The organism is Gramella sp. AN32, from assembly GCF_023718305.1.
In the GTDB taxonomy this organism is placed as follows: Bacteria; Bacteroidota; Bacteroidia; order Flavobacteriales; family Flavobacteriaceae; genus Christiangramia; species Christiangramia antarctica.
Window position 1 is genome coordinate 72,776 of record NZ_QEYO01000002.1, and the last position, 16,563, is coordinate 89,338.

A 16,563-nucleotide genomic window follows, 5' to 3' on the forward strand; every position below is an offset into this window, starting at 1 on the left:
GATCATTTAAATTAATTATATAGAAACGTCCCGCAAATGCGGGACGTTTTTTATTTTAGGCTAATGAAGTCATTTATAAGCGAAGTGTTGGAAAAACTGAATACTCCTTCAGTCAATTTTTCTGAATTAATTTTTATACTTCCCAGCAAACGTGCAGGTTCATTTTTACTGAAAGAACTCGCAAAAATTTCAGATCAGAATATTTTTACTCCCACCATTTTCAGTATTGAAGAATTTACCGAAGAGATCTCAGGTTTGGAAGCTATAGACAATACCATTACCCAATTCGAATTTTATAATGTTTATAAGGAATTGACTCCGCCTGAAGAAGTTGAAGATTTTGATACCTTCATTAATTGGTCGCAAAGTCTTATTCATGATTTTAATGAAATAGACCGTTATTTGATAGATTATCAGCCATTCTTCGATTATTTAGCTGCAATACAGGATCAAAAACACTGGTTTTTATCGGAAGATAAAACCGATCTTATTAAGAATTATTTGAATTTCTGGCATAAACTTCCCGGTTATTACGAGGCTTTGGCTAAAAAATTACAGGAGAAAAATTTAGGCTATCAGGGATTGATCTATCGCCAGGCTGCTGAAAATATTTCAGCATATTCGGCAGGCGCAAATTCGAAGCATATCTTCATAGGCTTTAATGCCCTTAATGCCTCTGAACAAAAAATAATCCAGCAACTTTTAGAAGATGAAAAGGCAGAAGTTTTTTGGGATATAGATGAAAATTTTTATCAGGATAAAAATCATGCCGCCTCTCTCTTTTTAAGGGATTATCTAAAAAAATGGGAATATTATAAAAAGGATCCATTTCAGGAATTTTCAAATCATTTTTCAGAAGAAAAAAATATAGAACTCATTGGGGTTCCCAAAAATATTGGGCAGGCCAAATACCTGGGAGAAATCCTCAACAATCTTGATCCTGAAGAATTCAAAAGTACCGCCGTGATCCTGGGGGAAGAAGAATTACTCTTGCCCACCCTGAACAGTTTACCGGCAACGATCAAAGAATTAAACATTACCATGGGTTTTCCCGTGAGAAATGCCCCGATAAATTCATTATTTGAACAACTTTTTCAGCTTAGATTGAACGGGGCGCAAAACTTCTATTTTAAAGAGGTTATTGCAGTCATCAAGCATCCGGCTTTGTATCCTCTTTTAAGTACTTCAGTTGATCATTTTATTGAACGTATTCATAACGAAAATCTGGTTTATATAGAAAGGGCAACTATTTTGGAAGCCTTTGAAAATTCAGACCTCATCAAATATTGCTTTCCGGAAAAAAATCCAAAAGTTTTCCAGCTTTTAGAAGATTTACAGGCGATCATTCATGAAATAAAAATTCACTTAAAAGCTGAAAATGATAAACTCGGACTGGAATTTTTATACCATTTTCATATGCTGTTCAATAAACTGGAAAACCTGAACAGCCGCTATGAACATATAAAAACCATTAAATCCCTGCATAATTTTTACCGTGAACTGGTGGGCACGCAAACGCTGGATTTTCAGGGTCAGCCTTTCGAAGGCTTACAATTGATGGGAATGCTGGAATCCCGGGTTTTGGATTTTGAAACCGTGATCATTACCTCCTTAAATGAAGGAGTGCTCCCGGCCGGAAAATCTGATGCATCTTTTATTCCTTATGACCTAAAAACAAATAATCAGCTTCCAACATTTCGGGAAAAAGATGCGGTCTATACCTATCATTTTTACCGCATCCTGCAAAGAGCCAAAAAAGTTTATCTATTATACAACACGGAAGCGGACGGACTAAATTCCGGTGAAAAAAGCCGATTTATTACCCAGCTGGAAATTGAAAATATTCCAAATCATCATTTAGTAAAGAAATTCATCAGTCCTAAAACCAAAGTAAATCTACCACAACTTCGAAGTATTGCCAAGACACCGGAGATTATCGAGAAATTAAAGGTTTTAGCTCTTTCCGGCTTTTCACCATCGGCGTTGACCACATATATAAGGAATCCACTGGATTTCTATTATCAATATATCATTGGCGTTCGCGACAAGGAAGAAGTTGAAGAAACCATTGCCTTTAATACGTTGGGAACGGTGGTGCATAATTGTCTGGAAGATCTTTATAAACCCTTATGTGGCCGGTTTTTATCTGAAGATTTAATAGAAAAATTTCTAAAAAATTCTGATGATAAAATTTCTGCTGAATTTGAGAAAACCTATAGTAAAGCTCCCATTCAAAATGGTAAAAATCTGCTCATTTTAGAAGTCGCGAAACGATATTTACATAATTTCCTTCAATTTGAATTAAAGCGGATTAAAGCAGGCCAGGCGATTAAAATCATCCATATAGAAGAAGATTTACGTATGGCTATTTCAGTAAATGAATTAGCTTTTCCAGTCTTTATTCGCGGGAAGGTAGATCGCGTAGAAGAATGTAATGGAATTTCTACGATTATCGATTATAAGACGGGAAAGGTGGAAAATAAGCAGCTTGCCATTGCAGATTGGAATGAGATAACAAAAGATTATGACAATTACGCCAAATGTTTTCAGGTTTTAACGTACGCCGGTTTGATTGCCGAAAATAAAGATCTTAATTTTCCAATCGAAGCGGGAATCATCTCTTTCAAAAATATGAGATCCGGAATATTGAAGTTTGCTGAAGGAAAAGGAAAGGACAAAAATCATTCAATTTCTGAAAATACCTTATCTGAATTTGGCCAGCAGTTAAAATCCCTGATCTATGAAATTTGTGATCCCAATGTTCCATTTATGGAAAAGGAAATAAAAAAGAATTATGGAAGTTACTAAGATAAAAAATCAGCAAATAGAAGGAAAACACGGCAGGCCCATTCTTACCGATTATATTTTTAAACAGGATGGAAAGCCTAAACGTGTCCTTATTTTTTGTCACGGTTATAAAGGCTTTAAAGATTGGGGCGCATGGGATATGATGGGAACGCAGTTTGCGAAAAACGATTATTTTTTCCTGAAATTTAATTTTAGCCATAACGGTACCAACATTGATAACCCTTCAGAATTTCTGGATATTGAAGCTTTTGGGGATAATAATTATAGTATTGAACTGGACGATCTTCAAAGCGTTATTGATGAAGTTCTAAGTGAGGCATTTGAATTCGCTTCAGAAGTAGATTCAGGAAAAGTAGATTTGATAGGCCATTCCAGAGGTGGCGGAATCGCAATTATTAAGGCTGCGGAAGAACCGCGGATTGGTAAACTGGTAACCCTGGCTTCAGTTAGCGATTATGCTTCCCGATTTCCTGATGAAGAAAAATTACAAATTTGGAAAGAAAAGGGGGTGCAGTATATTCTCAATTCCAGAACCAAACAGCAATTACCGCATCATTTTCAGTTCTACCGGGATTTTAAAGAAAATGAAGATCGCCTGAATATTCAGCGCGCCGCAGAAAACCTAAAAATTCCACATTTGATCGTGCATGGAAGTCAGGATACCAGTGTTTCTATTGAAGAAGCGGGGAAATTATTCGAATGGAGTCCCGCCTCAAAGCTTTGCCTGGTTGAAAATGCCGATCATGTTTTTGGGATTCAGCATCCCTGGGAAGAACCCATTCTCACTCCAGAATTTGATTACGTGATAGAAAATACACTTGAATTTCTTCAAAAACCTTCGGAAGAACTTTGGAATTCGTATCGCGAAAAAGCTGAAAAGGAATAACCCGTTTTAAAGGATAAAAAAACCACTGTGTAAAACAGTGGTTTTTTGGTGGAGAATATCGGAGTCGAACCGATGACCTTTTGGCTGCCAGCCAAACGCTCTAGCCAGCTGAGCTAATCCCCCGGCTTGCGAGCAAATGTAATAATTTTTTGCATATTTGAAAATGTTTATTTTTCATCTTTATTATGATTCGACTCGCCAAACTCTCAGAACTCGATAAAATTAAAGAGCTTACGGAAAGATGCGCCATGCACATGATCAACAAAAAGATTTTTCAATGGAATGAAAACTATCCTTCCAGAGAGCGTCTGCAGGAGGATATTCTTCAAAATGAGTTATGGATAACTGAAGAAAATTTCACTATTCTGGGAATTATTGTCATAACTCCAAAGATGGACTATGAATATATTCCCATAAAGTGGCTTACCAAAAATGGCAATAACCTATATATACATCGGCTGGCGGTAGATCCCGATCTTTGGGGAAATGGGATTGCTCAAAATATGATGTCTTTTGCTGAAAATAAAGCCCGAAAAGAGAATTTTGATTCGGTGAGACTGGATACGTTTAGCCAGAATAAAAGAAATCAAAATTTTTACGAGAGCCGTGGATATCAAAAATTAGGAAATATCTATTTCCCCAGGCAAAGCGAACATCCATTTTATTGTTATGAATTGCCGCTGTAAAAATTTCACTTCTATCTTTGTGCCTCAAAACTGATATTTGGAAAATTCAGTAAGTTTTAAAAGTATAAATAAAATTGCGATTCCCGCGATCATCGCGGGAATCGCCGAACCGCTAATCTCTTTAACCGATATTGCCATTATTGGAAATGTAGATGAAAATTCTATTGAAGCCCTCGCCGCGGCTGGAATTGTAGGTTCCTTTCTTTCCGCCATCATCTGGATTGTTGCCCAGACGAAAACTGCCATTTCCGCGATTGTTTCTCAGCATCTGGGTGCAAATAGAATTCATGCCGTTAAAACCCTGGTTCCGCAGGCGATTTATTTCAATCTTATCTTAAGTCTTTTTATTTATGCCCTCACCGCTTTTTTCGCCAGGGCTATTTTTTCAGCTTATAACGCCGATGGTTTAATTTTACAATATTCTGAAGATTATTACCAGATTAGGGCAATCGGCTACCCTTTAACCCTGGTCACCTTTGCCATATTTGGTGTTTTTCGTGGACTGCAAAATACCTACTGGGCTATGAAATGTAGTATTACCGGAGCGATCGTGAACATTGTAATGGATTATCTCCTGGTTTATGGCGTAGAGGGCATCATTCCGCCATTATTTTTAAAAGGTGCCGCATATGCCAGTTTAATGGCCCAGGCAACGATGCTTTGTATGGCGCTGTGGTATTTTTATAAAAAAACTCCGTTTAATTTGAAACTGAGCTGGAATATTAATCCGCGGCTTAAGCCTTTACTGTTAATGGCCGCAAATTTATTTGTTCGCACAGCAGCCCTCAACTTTGCCATTTATCTGGCCAATGCTTATGCGACAGATTATGGGAAAAATTATATTGCGGCGCAGAGTATCCTTATGAACATCTGGTTATTTTTTAGCTTTTTTATCGATGGTTATGCGAATGCAGGAAATGCTATTGGAGGGAAATTACTGGGCGCAAAAGATTACCGTAACCTTTGGAACCTCAGCAAGAAAATTAGTTTTTATGCGGTTACTATTGCCCTAATTTTAATGCTTATCTGCGGTATTTTTTATGACCAGATAGGTTTGCTTTTTAATAAGGAAGCCAGCGTTCTGGCGTTGTTTTCTTCCGTTTTCTGGATCGTACTTCTTATGCAACCCGTGAATGCGATCGCTTTTATGTTCGACGGAATTTTTAAAGGACTTGGGGAAGCCAAATATCTGCGGAATGTTTTGTTGGTAGCGACCTTCCTGGGCTTTACTCCTGCACTATTGATTGGGGATCATTTCGGTTTAAAATTGTATGCCATCTGGATCGCCTTTTTTATCTGGATGTTGATTCGAGCAGGAACGCTGGTCATCTATTTCCGAAATAAATATTTGGGAAGAACGCTTTAGTTCGTCATTGGCCGGCGCATAATTATTAACTTTGATAAAAATTGAAGTTTATGCTCACAAATCGCGAAAACGGAAGTCTTTACACACACATTGAAAATAGGATCGCCACGGTTGAATTTGGGCATCCTGCCAGCAATTCTTTTCCCTCAGAATTACTCCACCGACTCAAAAAAGAATTGGACAAATTATCTGATAACAAAAGTATTTCGGTAATTCTCTTAAAATCTGAAGGCGAAAAAGCCTTTTGTGCAGGGGCTTCTTTTAATGAACTGGTGGCTATAAAAAATATGCAGGAAGGAAAACTCTTTTTTTCGGGTTTTGCTGAAGTGATCAACAGCATGCGAAAATGCAAAAAACTAATCGTGGGCCGTGTGCAGGGAAAGACTGTGGGTGGCGGCGTTGGTTTAGTTGCAGCCTGTGATTATGCCTTCGCTACAGAAGCGGCATCTATCAAATTATCTGAATTAAGCATTGGTATTGGCCCCTTTGTGATTGCACCGGCAGTATCTCGAAAAATGGGTGCTGCAGCCTTAGCCGAATTAAGCCTTGCCGCAGATGAATGGAAGACCGCTTACTGGGCTCAGGAAAAAGGTTTGTATGCTAAAGTGCTGGAATCTGTTTCAGAATTAGATAAAGAAGTGGATATTTTCCTGCAAAAACTGGCTTCATATAATCCTGAGGCTTTATATGAAATGAAAAAAATCCTTTGGAAAGATACCGGGCACTGGAAAGATCTTTTAGCTGAAAGGGCCGCTATTTCCGGAGAATTGGTGCTTTCAGATTTTACCCGGAAGGCTTTGTCGAAATTTAAAAAATAGAACTTCTTTGTTGTATTTTCTCTTAATCCAGGCAATAGAAAAAGATACGGTTTCATTAGGCGAATGGATCCTTCAGAATAAATATTTCTTAATTGCTCTGTTAATTGGGATAATAGCCTTAATTTTTCTTCGTAAAAATATGAATATAAAATCATGAGTTTTCAGCAGGAACATTTACCCAAAGACAGGGATGCAAGTGAAACCCAGGAATGGGGATGGACGCTACAGGAATTTTTTTCTGAAAACCTGTGGTATTTATTGGCTTTAGCTTTTTTGTTGTTTATATTTTTCTTCGCGAGGTATCGCTGGGCTAAAAGAAATCGAAAATGACACAGGAAAACATGCCGGGTAACGATGATACCTGGGAAATTTTAAGCTTTTTAAGCGGAATGGGTTTCTGGCTGATCCTGGCTTTAATCCTGATTGGTGTTTTTGTCTATAAAAAATTTAGGAAATAATTATCGGGTTTTTAACCAGCCGGTAATACTTAATCTTGGAACTTTTACAGGTTTTACCTCATGTTCCAGTTCCTGGCTTTCAAAAATCACGATCCTTCCCGGCAACGGATAAATATTCAACATTTCCTCGCCATTTTCCCTGAGAAAATAAATGGCCAGTTCACCGCCATTTTCCGGCACCCAGTTTTCATCATTCAAATAACAAACAACCGAAAGTTTTCTTCGTCCGTCATTTTGAAAGGTATCCAGATGTCTTTTATAGAAAGTGCCTTCAGGATATAAGGCATAATGAAATTCTTTAGTGAGAATCCCCATAAAACAGGTGCGGTTCAGGTAATTGATTAGCGAGGTGATCTTTTGGAAAAAAACTTTTTCATCTTCATTTCCTTCGGCTTCATTCATCCAAAGGATAAAATCACCGCGAATACTTTTTGCAATGACTTCATTAATTTTATTACCAATGGCAGCTTTTTTAAAATTATCCTCTTCGTATTTCTGTAAAAGTGAATTACGAAGAATTCCTACCTCCTCAGCGCTAAAAAAATCATCAACGATACTAAACTTCTTCTCCATAAGATCAGTGATGATCTTTTCATAAAGTGTATTTTCCTCAAATTCAATTTGTTCAAAAAGTTCCATCGCCTGGTACATATTTTGGAAATTGAACAAATATACTTCACAAATCAAATCAAGGCTGTTAAAGTTTAATAGGCAAAAAATCGAACAGGAAAATGTACTCTTAAAAGATTACTGGGTCGATGCTGTTCTGTCTATTTTCTCCGTTGAATTACTGGAAAGAGGATCCAGGAAATTTAGAGCAGGGTTTTTCTTATGAAAATTTTTTCTGGCATTCGGATGCTTAACATGAAGAATATAAAGAGCTTACCTATTCTCTTTTCCTCCAATCACATTTTATTCCATCTTAATTCCATAAATTGCACACAGACACTCTAATGGTAGTATTCTTTCAGTGTAATATTAAACCTACAATATTTTAAATATGAGCGAAATAATTGATTTTTTTCTAAATCTTTTTGGAACGGCAGATTGGCCTCCCAGGTGGGTGTGTGGAAAATGGAGTGATTTCCATGGTTGGTTATATATAGGTAGTGATGTAACCATTTGGCTAGCGTATTTTATTATTCCTGTAGTAATCCTTTGGTTTGTTCAACAAAGACCTAAAATCCCCTTTTTACCGGTATTTTGGCTTTTTGCCGCTTTTATTTTATTATGCGGTGCCACCCATATCATTGATGCAATTATTTTTTGGTGGCCGGCCTATAGATTGAGTGCTTTAATTAAATTCTTTACAGCAATTGTAAGTTTGGCCACAGTTTTTGCTTTAATACGCGATTTACCAAAACTCTTAGATTCCAAAGTTTCAGGTGCATCTGAGTCAAATGAAATTTCTCGATTGCTTGCGGAATTGAAGGAAAAGGATGCTGAAATTTTAAGATTAAACAGGCAACTTTCAAAATAGTCGTTGATTAATGACCAATCAAAAATCAACTCCAGCTTATATAAAAGATGGCATATTGTTTACTATCGCAATATTTATTGCTTTGGTAATTTATGCTATAGATGTTAATGTATCACCAAGCATTGGCATTGGCAGTATTTATTGTTTGGTTATTTTGTATAGTTGGATTTTTCCTGGTAAGAATATTTCAATCTATATAGGTGTTTTATGTACCATTTTGATCATCATGGCTATGGTTAAAAAGTCTGAATCTATTTCCCAGGGAAGTTTAGAAGGATTGAACACCTTTATAGCTATAATTGTAGTTTGGATTTGTGTGACTTTGGTATCGGCTGCTAAAAGCGGTTTTGCGGGAATGGAAAAAGTACTGGAATCTTTGGAAGATAAAGTACGGCAAAGGACAAAGGCCTTAACTAAAAGCCGTAAAGAACTTGAGGTTAGCGAAAAGGTGTATAGGTACCTTTATGAAAACTCGAATGAGATGCATGCCAGTGTGCATTTAGAAGAATTTCATATTCTAAGATGTAATGATACCTTATGTAAAAAAACAGGATATTCGAAAGAGGAGCTTTTACATAAACCTATTGAAATAATACATCATCCCAATAGCAAGCAAAAACTTAATGCATCCTTAAAAATTTTTAAGGAGAAGGGTTTTGTAAAAAATGCCGAATTAAAGTTAAAGACTAAATCTGGAAAAGATATTGAGGTCATCTTAAATGTGACTTCTGCAAAGAATGATAAGGGAGAGATCACTGATAGCAGGTTTAGCTGGACCGATATTACCGAACTCAAACGAATAGAGAATGAGCGTATAGCTTATGCTGAGCAATTGGAAATAAAGAACAAAGAATTGGAACAATTTGTATTTATTGCCTCTCACGATTTACAAGAACCATTACGTACGGTTACTAGTTTTTCTGAACTTCTTGTTGAGGAATACCACGAAAAATTTGATAAGACAGGAAAAGACAGCCTCAATTTTATAATTCATTCAACTGCAAGGATGCGCACTTTAGTGAAAGGATTATTGGATTATGGCCGAATAGGTAAGGATTCTGTAATGATGAAGGTAGATATTTCAGAAATAATCAACGACCTCAAAAAAGATTTAAGCTTAAAAATTGCGGAAACAAATACAACGATCGAAAACAATAATCTTCCGGATTTTGTAATGGGTCATAAAAGCGAATTGAGGCAGTTGTTCCAAAACTTAATCCTCAACTCCATTAAATTTTGTAAACCGGAAACTGATCCAAAAATTAAGATTACTGCTGTAAAAGAAAATAGAGGATTATTGTTTTGTATAGAGGATAATGGTATAGGTATCTCAGAAAAACATCAAAATAAGATTTTTAAAATTTTCAAACGCTTGCATACTAATAGCGAATATGAAGGTACAGGGATAGGTTTGGCACACTGTTATAAAATTGTTGATATTCATGGAGGTAAAATATGGGTGGAATCAGAATTAGGAAAAGGAAGTAAATTTTACTTTACTATAATTACATAATTCACAATTATTCGATGAAAAAGAAATTAAACTGTATCTTATTAATAGATGATGATAAAGCAACCAATTATATTAACGAACGGGTAATTTCCAGAGCTAAAATTGTCGATAAAATAGTTGCGGTAGAAAGTGGATATAAAGCTTTGGATTATTTAAAGGAAAAGGACTTTAAAGAATATCCAAAACCGGAAGTTATATTCATAGACATTAATATGCCTGGAATGGATGGCTGGGAATTTTTAGAAGAATATGGGGAAATGAAGGAAGTTCAAAAAGGCAACATTATTATTGTTATGTTAACAACTTCATCAAATCCTGATGACCTAAGTAAGTCCGCAACTATTTCGCGTATAAACGGATTTAAAAATAAACCCTTAACCGCTGAAAAATTGGATGAAATTATTGACGAATATTTCCCAAATTATAAATAGTGCCTTTACCGTTCCATTATTGGCCACAAATTACATCTGCTATAGTCGCTTCCCCGATAATATCCTATCAGCTTCCCACCGATAACTGACTGTAAACAGGGCTTGATAATTTTCCGTGCCTGTCTTCAATGAGTTCCATCAAAATTCTGAACAGGTAGCAAAATCTCAAACGCCAAATTCCATTATATTTGTGGCAAATAGACCAACATGAGCAATATTAGGATCACCAAGCAATTTTCATTCGAAACCGGTCACGCCCTTTATGGTTATGATGGCAAATGTCGCAATGTGCACGGCCACAGTTATAAATTAAGCGTTACCGTGATTGGAACGCCTATTACAGATGCTCATCATGTGAAATTTGGAATGGTGATCGATTTTGGGGATTTAAAAAAGATCGTAAAGTCTGAAATTGTGGACCAGTTTGATCACGCCACCGTTTTTAATAAAAATACCCCACATATAGAGCTCGCCGAAGAGTTAAAATCCAGGGGACATCACGTGATTTTAGTGGAATATCAGCCAACCAGCGAGAATATGGTAATGGATTTTGCCGCGAAGATCAAAAAACATTTGCCCCCACATATCCAGTTACATTCGCTCAAGCTTCAGGAAACCGATACTTCTTTTGCGGAATGGTATTCCGTAGATAATAATTAGGGCGCAACCCTAACGGGTCGGGCTATTCGCTTTTAGTCCCGCGAAATGCGGGAGCTAACCGCTGCTATCCCTTGCGCAAAAAATAAATCGTCAAGCAGGACTTGTATAAAAAATAAAGATTATTTATTCCTGGTATAGACCTGGCAGGTTTTAGAAACCTGCCAGGTCTATTTAATATTAAATTCTCATTTCGACCAACAGGAGAAATCTCCTATCTTTATCCCCGGCTGTACGCAAGCATTGACGAAGAATGAATAAAGAAAATAATTAATTAAAAAAGTAGATTATGAGATATTCAATTTTTGCCCTAATATTTTTGGCTCCATTATTTATAGTTGCTCAAAGTTCTGATTATAACGTGTCCTCTTATCATACCGAGGGAACAAAGGCTCCAAATACCCATTACATTGGAGAAGCTTGGTTAAACCCAATAATTCACGATGACGCCGAATTAGGTTATAATATTACAAAAGCAACATTTAAAGCTAACTCAACTTTAGATTGGCATAAACATAGTTCTGTGCAGGTTTTGGTCATTGTAGATGGCGAAGCTTATTATCAAGAAAGAGGAAAAAAACCTACTATTCTAAAAGAGGGAGATGTAATTAGATGTGATAAAGATATTGAGCATTGGCACTCATCTACAAAGGATAGCGATGTAACTTATTTAGCATTCTATAGTGGCGAACAACCCACAGTTTGGACAGAAATCTTAACGCAGGAATATTATGATAAGGTTCCTAAAATGCTGAAAAAAGATTAAAAATTAGAAGAACTAAAATTAATAATTTGTGACAATGCCAGCATACAACCTCGTTAACAGCAAATAGCGGGTATTTCCATGAAAATTGTTATTTTAGAGACCAAGTAACAAACAACAAAGCCACCACCAAATCCGAGTCCTTACTGCCGCAACTTGCGATAACCGTAACCGAATCACTACCTATGAATATTCCCTCGGGCAAAAAAGTCTACTTTTCCAGTGATAATCATTTGGGTGCTCCCACCATGGAGGAAAGCCGAAAGCGGGAAGCCATATTTGTAAAATGGCTGGATGAAATTAAAAAAGATGCTGCCGTACTATTTCTACTGGGCGATTTGTTCGACTTCTGGTTTGAATATAAACATGTAGTGCCTAAAGGTTTTGTGCGAACCCTCGGTAAACTGGCGGAAATTCGGGATAGTGGAATTCCTATATATTTTTTCGTGGGAAATCACGATCTCTGGATGAAAGACTATTTCGAAACGGAGTTGAATATTCCCGTATATCGCCAACCCAAGGAATTTGAATTTAATGGAAAAAGCTTTCTAGTAGGTCATGGTGATGGCCTGGGGCCTGGGGATAAAGGTTATAAAAGGATGAAAAAGGTCTTTACCAACCCTATTTCCAAATGGCTTTACCGCTGGCTACATCCGGATCTTGGCGTACCACTGGCACAATATTTTTCCGTAAAAAATAAATTGATCTCCGGGGACGAGGACCAGAAATTTTTAGGAGAGGAAAAAGAGTGGTTGATCCAGTACTGTCGCAGGAAACTGGAAACAAAGCATTATGATTACTTCCTTTTTGGGCACCGGCATTTACCGCTGGAAATTCAATTAAATGAAAAGTCAGTTTATATCAATACCGGTGACTGGATAAGTCATTATACTTATGCTGAATTTGATGGCGAGGATCTAAGTCTAAAAAAGCTGAATTCCTAAACACTTTCCCTAATATCTTTCAACTTTAGCTGTATAGATGTGTTGCCATTCCAGGTATTTTCATCCAGGCTATAAACGGCATCAAACTTTTGGTGATTTTTTATCAAATCTAGCTTTTCGCCCAAATTAAAACCAATGACTTCAAAAGCCGGCCCGCCCGAATGCTGCCGCACCAGGCATTTTAAATGTTTGTCCCCTTCCCCCACACATTTGCCAAAACCAGTATCGGTTAAGCCACGACTTAGAAAAACCGGGGACATATTTCCCGGGCCAAAAGGGGCAAATTGTTTTAAAATCCTGTAAAATTTTGGGGTGATCTCTTCAAATTCAAGCTCAGTATCTATAGCAATTTCAGGAGTTAAAAGATGTTTATCGATACTTGTGGCCACAACCTCTTCAAACTTTCTTTTAAAATTCTCATATTCAGATTCCAGTAAGGTCAGGCCTGCGGCATATTTATGTCCGCCAAATTGTTCTATATGCTCACTGCAGGCTTCCAGGGCTTCATATACATCAAAACCTTTTACTGAACGTGCTGATGCAGCCAGTCGTTCTCCACTTTTTGTAAATACCAGCGTAGGCCTGTACCAGGTTTCCGTTAAGCGTGAAGCGACAATCCCAATAACCCCTTTATGCCAGTTCTCCTGGTAAACCACCGTGGTAAAACGTTCTTCTTCCCTACATTCTATCACCTGATTTTTGGCTTCTTCAGTGATGATCTGGTCTGCACTTCTCCTGTCCGTATTATAAATTTCAATTTCTTCAGCAAAAATTTTGGATTGTCCTTCATCATCTTCCGTTAGGAGATTTACGGCATGCTGCCCATGTTTCATTCTACCAGCAGCATTAATTCTGGGGGCAACAATAAAAACCACATCGGTAATACTAATATTTTGTCGTTCTCCTAAAATACTTTTGATGCCTTTCCTGGGGGCAATATTAATCACGTGAAGACCATGATAAGCCAAAATTCTATTTTCCCCGGTAATAGGGACAATATCTGCACCAATGGCGGTTGCTACAAGGTCAAGGTAGATAAGCAATGAATCTATAGGTTCATTTTCCGTAGCAGCAATTGCCTGGATTAATTTAAAACCCACTCCACAACCACAAAGTTCATCGTAAGGATAGGCGCAATCTTCCCTTTTTGGATCCAAAACTGCTACAGCCGCCGGAATATTAGGTCCCGGCCGGTGATGATCACAAATGATAAAATCGATCCCCTTTTCTTTTGCATAGGCTACTTTTTCAATCGCCTTGATTCCACAATCCAGGGCAATAATCAAAGAAATGTCATTATCTGCTGCAAAATCGATCCCTTTATAAGAAATACCATAACCTTCATCATAACGATCTGGAATATAGGTCGCCACATTTGGGTATCTAACTTTTAAAAATGAAGACATAAGCGCAACGCTGGTCGTCCCATCTACATCATAATCTCCATAGACCAAAATATTTTCCTTATTCTGAATAGCCAGCTGAATTCTTTCCACAGCCCTATGCATATCCTTCATGAGAAAAGGATCGTGGAGCTGGGCAAGATCTGGACGGAAGAAATTTTTGGCTTCTTCAAAACTTGTAATCCCGCGCTGTACCAGTAATCTGGCAATTGAAATATCCACGCTAAGATGTTCAGCAAGATTATTTACCAGTACAGGATCAGGTTTTGGTTTGAGAGTCCAACGCGTCATAAAATTCAGCAAAAAATGAATTAAACAAGATAGGTAATTTACAGGTTTAGGATAGGATTTCCTTTATTTTAATCTGAAGTTTTGGAACAATTTCTTCCTCAAACCATGGATTTTTGATCCGCCAAAAACGGTTTACGGGTGAGGGATGAGGCACAGGCCAGTATTCAGGTAAATATTCTTCAAAAGCACCTACTTTTTCGGTGAGCTTTTTCGAAGCATCTAAATAGTAATTTGACGCATAGGAGCCGATTAAAATTTTCAATTCCGCCTTTTTTAAATGATCCCAGACTTTATCGTGCCATGTAGGTGCACATTCCTTTCTTGGCGGCGCATCCCCGGTTTTTGCTTTTCCGGGATAACAAAATCCCATAGGAAGAATGGCAAAATTATCCGGATTATAGAAAACTTCATCATCTACGCCTAACCATTCCCTTAATTTGATACCACTTTGATCATTCCAGGCAATTCCGGAATTGTGCACCACCCTTCCCGGCGCCTGACTTATAAGTACAATTTTGGAATTTTTCGAAGCTTCGATAATCGGCCTTGCTCCTAATGGCAAATATTCGCTACAGATCTTACAATCCCTGATTTCTGAAAGTAGATCCTGCATTAATTCCCCGCTACCACGATTACGATTTCACCCTTCGGACTGTTTGCCGTATAGTGCGCTAAGACTTCAGCAACAGTGCCTCTTACCGTTTCTTCATGCAATTTGGTAATTTCCCTGGAAACAGAAACCTTTCTTTCTTCGCCAAAATATTCAGCAAAGTTTCCTAAAGTCTTCAGCAATTTATGAGGAGATTCATAAAAGATCATGGTTCGATTTTCTTCAGCTAAAATTTTTAAACGGGTTTGCCTGCCTTTTTTTACGGGTAGAAATCCTTCAAAAACAAATTTGTCATTTGGGAGCCCGCTATTTACCAGTGCCGGCACAAAAGCCGTGGCACCCGGAAGACAATCTACTTCAATGCCAGACTCCACACAGGCTCGGGTTAGTAAAAACCCGGGGTCTGAAATTGCCGGTGTCCCTGCATCACTGATTAAAGCAATATTTTCACCTGAAAGTATTCGGGAAACAAGATGGCCCACCGTTTTATGCTCGTTGTGCATATGATGGCTTTGCATATGGGTAGTAATTTCAAAATGCTTTAATAATTTACCACTATTGCGGGTGTCTTCGGCTAATATTAAGTCGACCTCTTTTAATACCCGAATTGCCCTTAACGTTATATCTTCAAGATTACCAATGGGTGTTGGCACCAGGAAAAGTTTTCCCATACATTTAATTATTCACCAAACTTATTATAGATATGAGACATAAAACGCTCTTCATATTCTTCTTTTCCTTCCCAGTGATTATAATCTGGTTTTACAACTTTTTCAATAAATTTATTAGCTTCTTCAAGATTGCTAAAGGTATTCAACTGGGATAAAACACGATTATAGTCGGTTGTATTTCCACCAAACAAATGTTTAATATATGTGAGCCTTTCATTTAGACCAATATTGATCCCTTTCTTCAAACGATCATTTAAGGAGCGTGGTTTGGCATCTTTTTCAACATGGTTTACCGGTTCAAAATCTGGTAAATTATCATAATCTACCCCGATATTTCTAAAATCCTTCTTTGGCTCTTCCCTTTGCTTTTCAAATTTTGGAGTTTCCGGTGCAGTATTTATGGAATGCATTATTCTATCCACTTTCTGGGTTTCCGGAGGCATTTGAGCGACAATATCCTTAATCTTTTCAGTATTAAGTTCTGTTATAGCATCCTCATTATATTCAGTTCCGTCAGGATAATGTTCATCATAAGGTGGTACCATATTTTCGCTTTCCGGTACGTGGGATTTATCCGAAAATTCCTGTTTTACAGGTTGTTCTTTTTCAAGATTTCTAACTGTAAAATCCAGTATGGTTAGTTTTTCATATAGCAATTGGGTGTGGTTCTTAAGCTGCGTTGTATTAAAATTACCTTTCTGCTCGATAATTTTTTCAGCAATTTTAAGAAGTTCAGCTTCAATTTTCTTTTTCATGACTCTGTTTCAATTTATATTCA

18 protein-coding genes and 1 tRNA gene are annotated in these 16,563 nt (G+C 37.3%); 13 read left to right on the top strand and 6 right to left on the bottom strand.

Annotation, left to right across the window (positions count from 1 at the left end):
* Positions 1 to 63: 63 nt before the first annotated feature.
* Positions 64 to 2,808 (top strand): PD-(D/E)XK nuclease family protein, encoded by a 2,745-nt coding sequence (locus tag DHD80_RS02800; RefSeq protein ID WP_251739447.1) that lies wholly within the window; start codon positions 64 to 66, stop codon positions 2,806 to 2,808.
* Positions 2,795 to 3,694: an alpha/beta hydrolase gene (locus tag DHD80_RS02805; RefSeq protein WP_251739448.1), complete on the top strand. Its 900-nt coding sequence runs from the start codon at positions 2,795 to 2,797 to the stop codon at positions 3,692 to 3,694. The genes DHD80_RS02800 and DHD80_RS02805 overlap by 14 nt, the downstream gene beginning before the upstream one ends.
* Positions 3,695 to 3,740: 46 nt before the next feature.
* On the opposite strand, the gene DHD80_RS02810 is transcribed toward DHD80_RS02805, so the two are convergent.
* Positions 3,741 to 3,817, bottom strand: a tRNA-Ala gene (locus tag DHD80_RS02810).
* Positions 3,818 to 3,879: 62 nt separating this feature from the next.
* Here DHD80_RS02810 and DHD80_RS02815 point away from each other — a divergent pair.
* From DHD80_RS02815 to DHD80_RS19880, 5 genes are all read left to right on the top strand, one after another.
* The gene (locus DHD80_RS02815; protein WP_251739449.1) at positions 3,880 to 4,380 is read left to right on the top strand and encodes a GNAT family N-acetyltransferase; all 501 of its coding nucleotides are present in this window, start codon (positions 3,880 to 3,882) and stop codon (positions 4,378 to 4,380) included.
* Positions 4,381 to 4,417: 37 nt separating this feature from the next.
* Positions 4,418 to 5,746, top strand: coding sequence for an MATE family efflux transporter (locus tag DHD80_RS02820; protein ID WP_251739450.1), 1,329 nt, complete (start codon positions 4,418 to 4,420; stop codon positions 5,744 to 5,746).
* A gap of 50 nt (positions 5,747 to 5,796) precedes the next feature.
* Positions 5,797 to 6,564 carry an enoyl-CoA hydratase/isomerase family protein gene (locus tag DHD80_RS02825; RefSeq protein WP_251739451.1) on the top strand — a complete coding sequence of 256 codons (768 nt, stop codon included), beginning with the start codon at positions 5,797 to 5,799 and terminating at the stop codon, positions 6,562 to 6,564.
* A 153-nt stretch (positions 6,565 to 6,717) separates the two neighbouring features.
* Complete coding sequence (locus DHD80_RS02830) at positions 6,718 to 6,894, top strand: hypothetical protein (protein WP_251739452.1); 177 nt, start codon at positions 6,718 to 6,720, stop codon at positions 6,892 to 6,894.
* Entirely contained in the window at positions 6,891 to 7,022 is a 132-nt protein-coding gene (locus DHD80_RS19880; protein ID WP_279346986.1) for a hypothetical protein, read from the top strand. The genes DHD80_RS02830 and DHD80_RS19880 overlap by 4 nt, the downstream gene beginning before the upstream one ends.
* Here the strand turns inward: DHD80_RS19880 and DHD80_RS02835 are convergent, their stop codons facing one another.
* Positions 7,023 to 7,673, bottom strand: a complete 651-nt coding sequence (locus tag DHD80_RS02835) for a 2OG-Fe(II) oxygenase (RefSeq protein ID WP_251739453.1) — start codon at positions 7,671 to 7,673, stop codon at positions 7,023 to 7,025.
* A 349-nt stretch (positions 7,674 to 8,022) separates the two neighbouring features.
* On the opposite strand from DHD80_RS02835, the gene DHD80_RS02840 reads away from it, so the two are divergent.
* The 6 genes from DHD80_RS02840 to DHD80_RS02865 all read left to right on the top strand — a co-directional run bounded on the left by DHD80_RS02840 (position 8,023) and on the right by DHD80_RS02865 (position 12,810).
* Positions 8,023 to 8,502 (top strand): hypothetical protein, encoded by a 480-nt coding sequence (locus DHD80_RS02840; RefSeq protein WP_251739454.1) that lies wholly within the window; start codon positions 8,023 to 8,025, stop codon positions 8,500 to 8,502.
* Positions 8,503 to 8,512: 10 nt separating this feature from the next.
* Positions 8,513 to 10,015 carry an ATP-binding protein gene (locus tag DHD80_RS02845; RefSeq protein ID WP_251739455.1) on the top strand — a complete coding sequence of 501 codons (1,503 nt, stop codon included), beginning with the start codon at positions 8,513 to 8,515 and terminating at the stop codon, positions 10,013 to 10,015.
* Between the two features lie 14 nt (positions 10,016 to 10,029).
* Complete coding sequence (locus DHD80_RS02850; protein ID WP_251739456.1) at positions 10,030 to 10,446, top strand: response regulator; 417 nt, start codon at positions 10,030 to 10,032, stop codon at positions 10,444 to 10,446.
* A gap of 207 nt (positions 10,447 to 10,653) precedes the next feature.
* Positions 10,654 to 11,106: a 6-carboxytetrahydropterin synthase gene (locus DHD80_RS02855; RefSeq protein WP_251739457.1), complete on the top strand. Its 453-nt coding sequence runs from the start codon at positions 10,654 to 10,656 to the stop codon at positions 11,104 to 11,106.
* A gap of 286 nt (positions 11,107 to 11,392) precedes the next feature.
* Complete coding sequence (locus DHD80_RS02860; protein WP_251739458.1) at positions 11,393 to 11,869, top strand: cupin domain-containing protein; 477 nt, start codon at positions 11,393 to 11,395, stop codon at positions 11,867 to 11,869.
* A gap of 182 nt (positions 11,870 to 12,051) precedes the next feature.
* Complete coding sequence (locus tag DHD80_RS02865) at positions 12,052 to 12,810, top strand: UDP-2,3-diacylglucosamine diphosphatase (RefSeq protein WP_251739459.1); 759 nt, start codon at positions 12,052 to 12,054, stop codon at positions 12,808 to 12,810.
* On the opposite strand, the gene recJ is transcribed toward DHD80_RS02865, so the two are convergent.
* From recJ to DHD80_RS02885, 4 genes are read right to left on the bottom strand one after another with little or no spacing between them, the layout of a single operon-like run.
* Entirely contained in the window at positions 12,807 to 14,504 is a 1,698-nt protein-coding gene (gene recJ, locus DHD80_RS02870) for a single-stranded-DNA-specific exonuclease RecJ (RefSeq protein ID WP_251739460.1), read from the bottom strand. The genes DHD80_RS02865 and recJ overlap by 4 nt on opposite strands.
* 46 nt (positions 14,505 to 14,550) lie before the next feature.
* Positions 14,551 to 15,117: a uracil-DNA glycosylase family protein gene (locus DHD80_RS02875; RefSeq protein WP_251739461.1), complete on the bottom strand. Its 567-nt coding sequence runs from the start codon at positions 15,115 to 15,117 to the stop codon at positions 14,551 to 14,553.
* Positions 15,117 to 15,785, bottom strand: a complete 669-nt coding sequence (gene rsmI, locus DHD80_RS02880; RefSeq protein ID WP_251739462.1) for a 16S rRNA (cytidine(1402)-2'-O)-methyltransferase — start codon at positions 15,783 to 15,785, stop codon at positions 15,117 to 15,119. Before rsmI ends, DHD80_RS02875 begins: the two co-directional genes overlap by 1 nt.
* Before the next feature lie 8 nt (positions 15,786 to 15,793).
* Entirely contained in the window at positions 15,794 to 16,540 is a 747-nt protein-coding gene (locus tag DHD80_RS02885; RefSeq protein ID WP_251739463.1) for a hypothetical protein, read from the bottom strand.
* Positions 16,541 to 16,563: the final 23 nt, after the last annotated feature.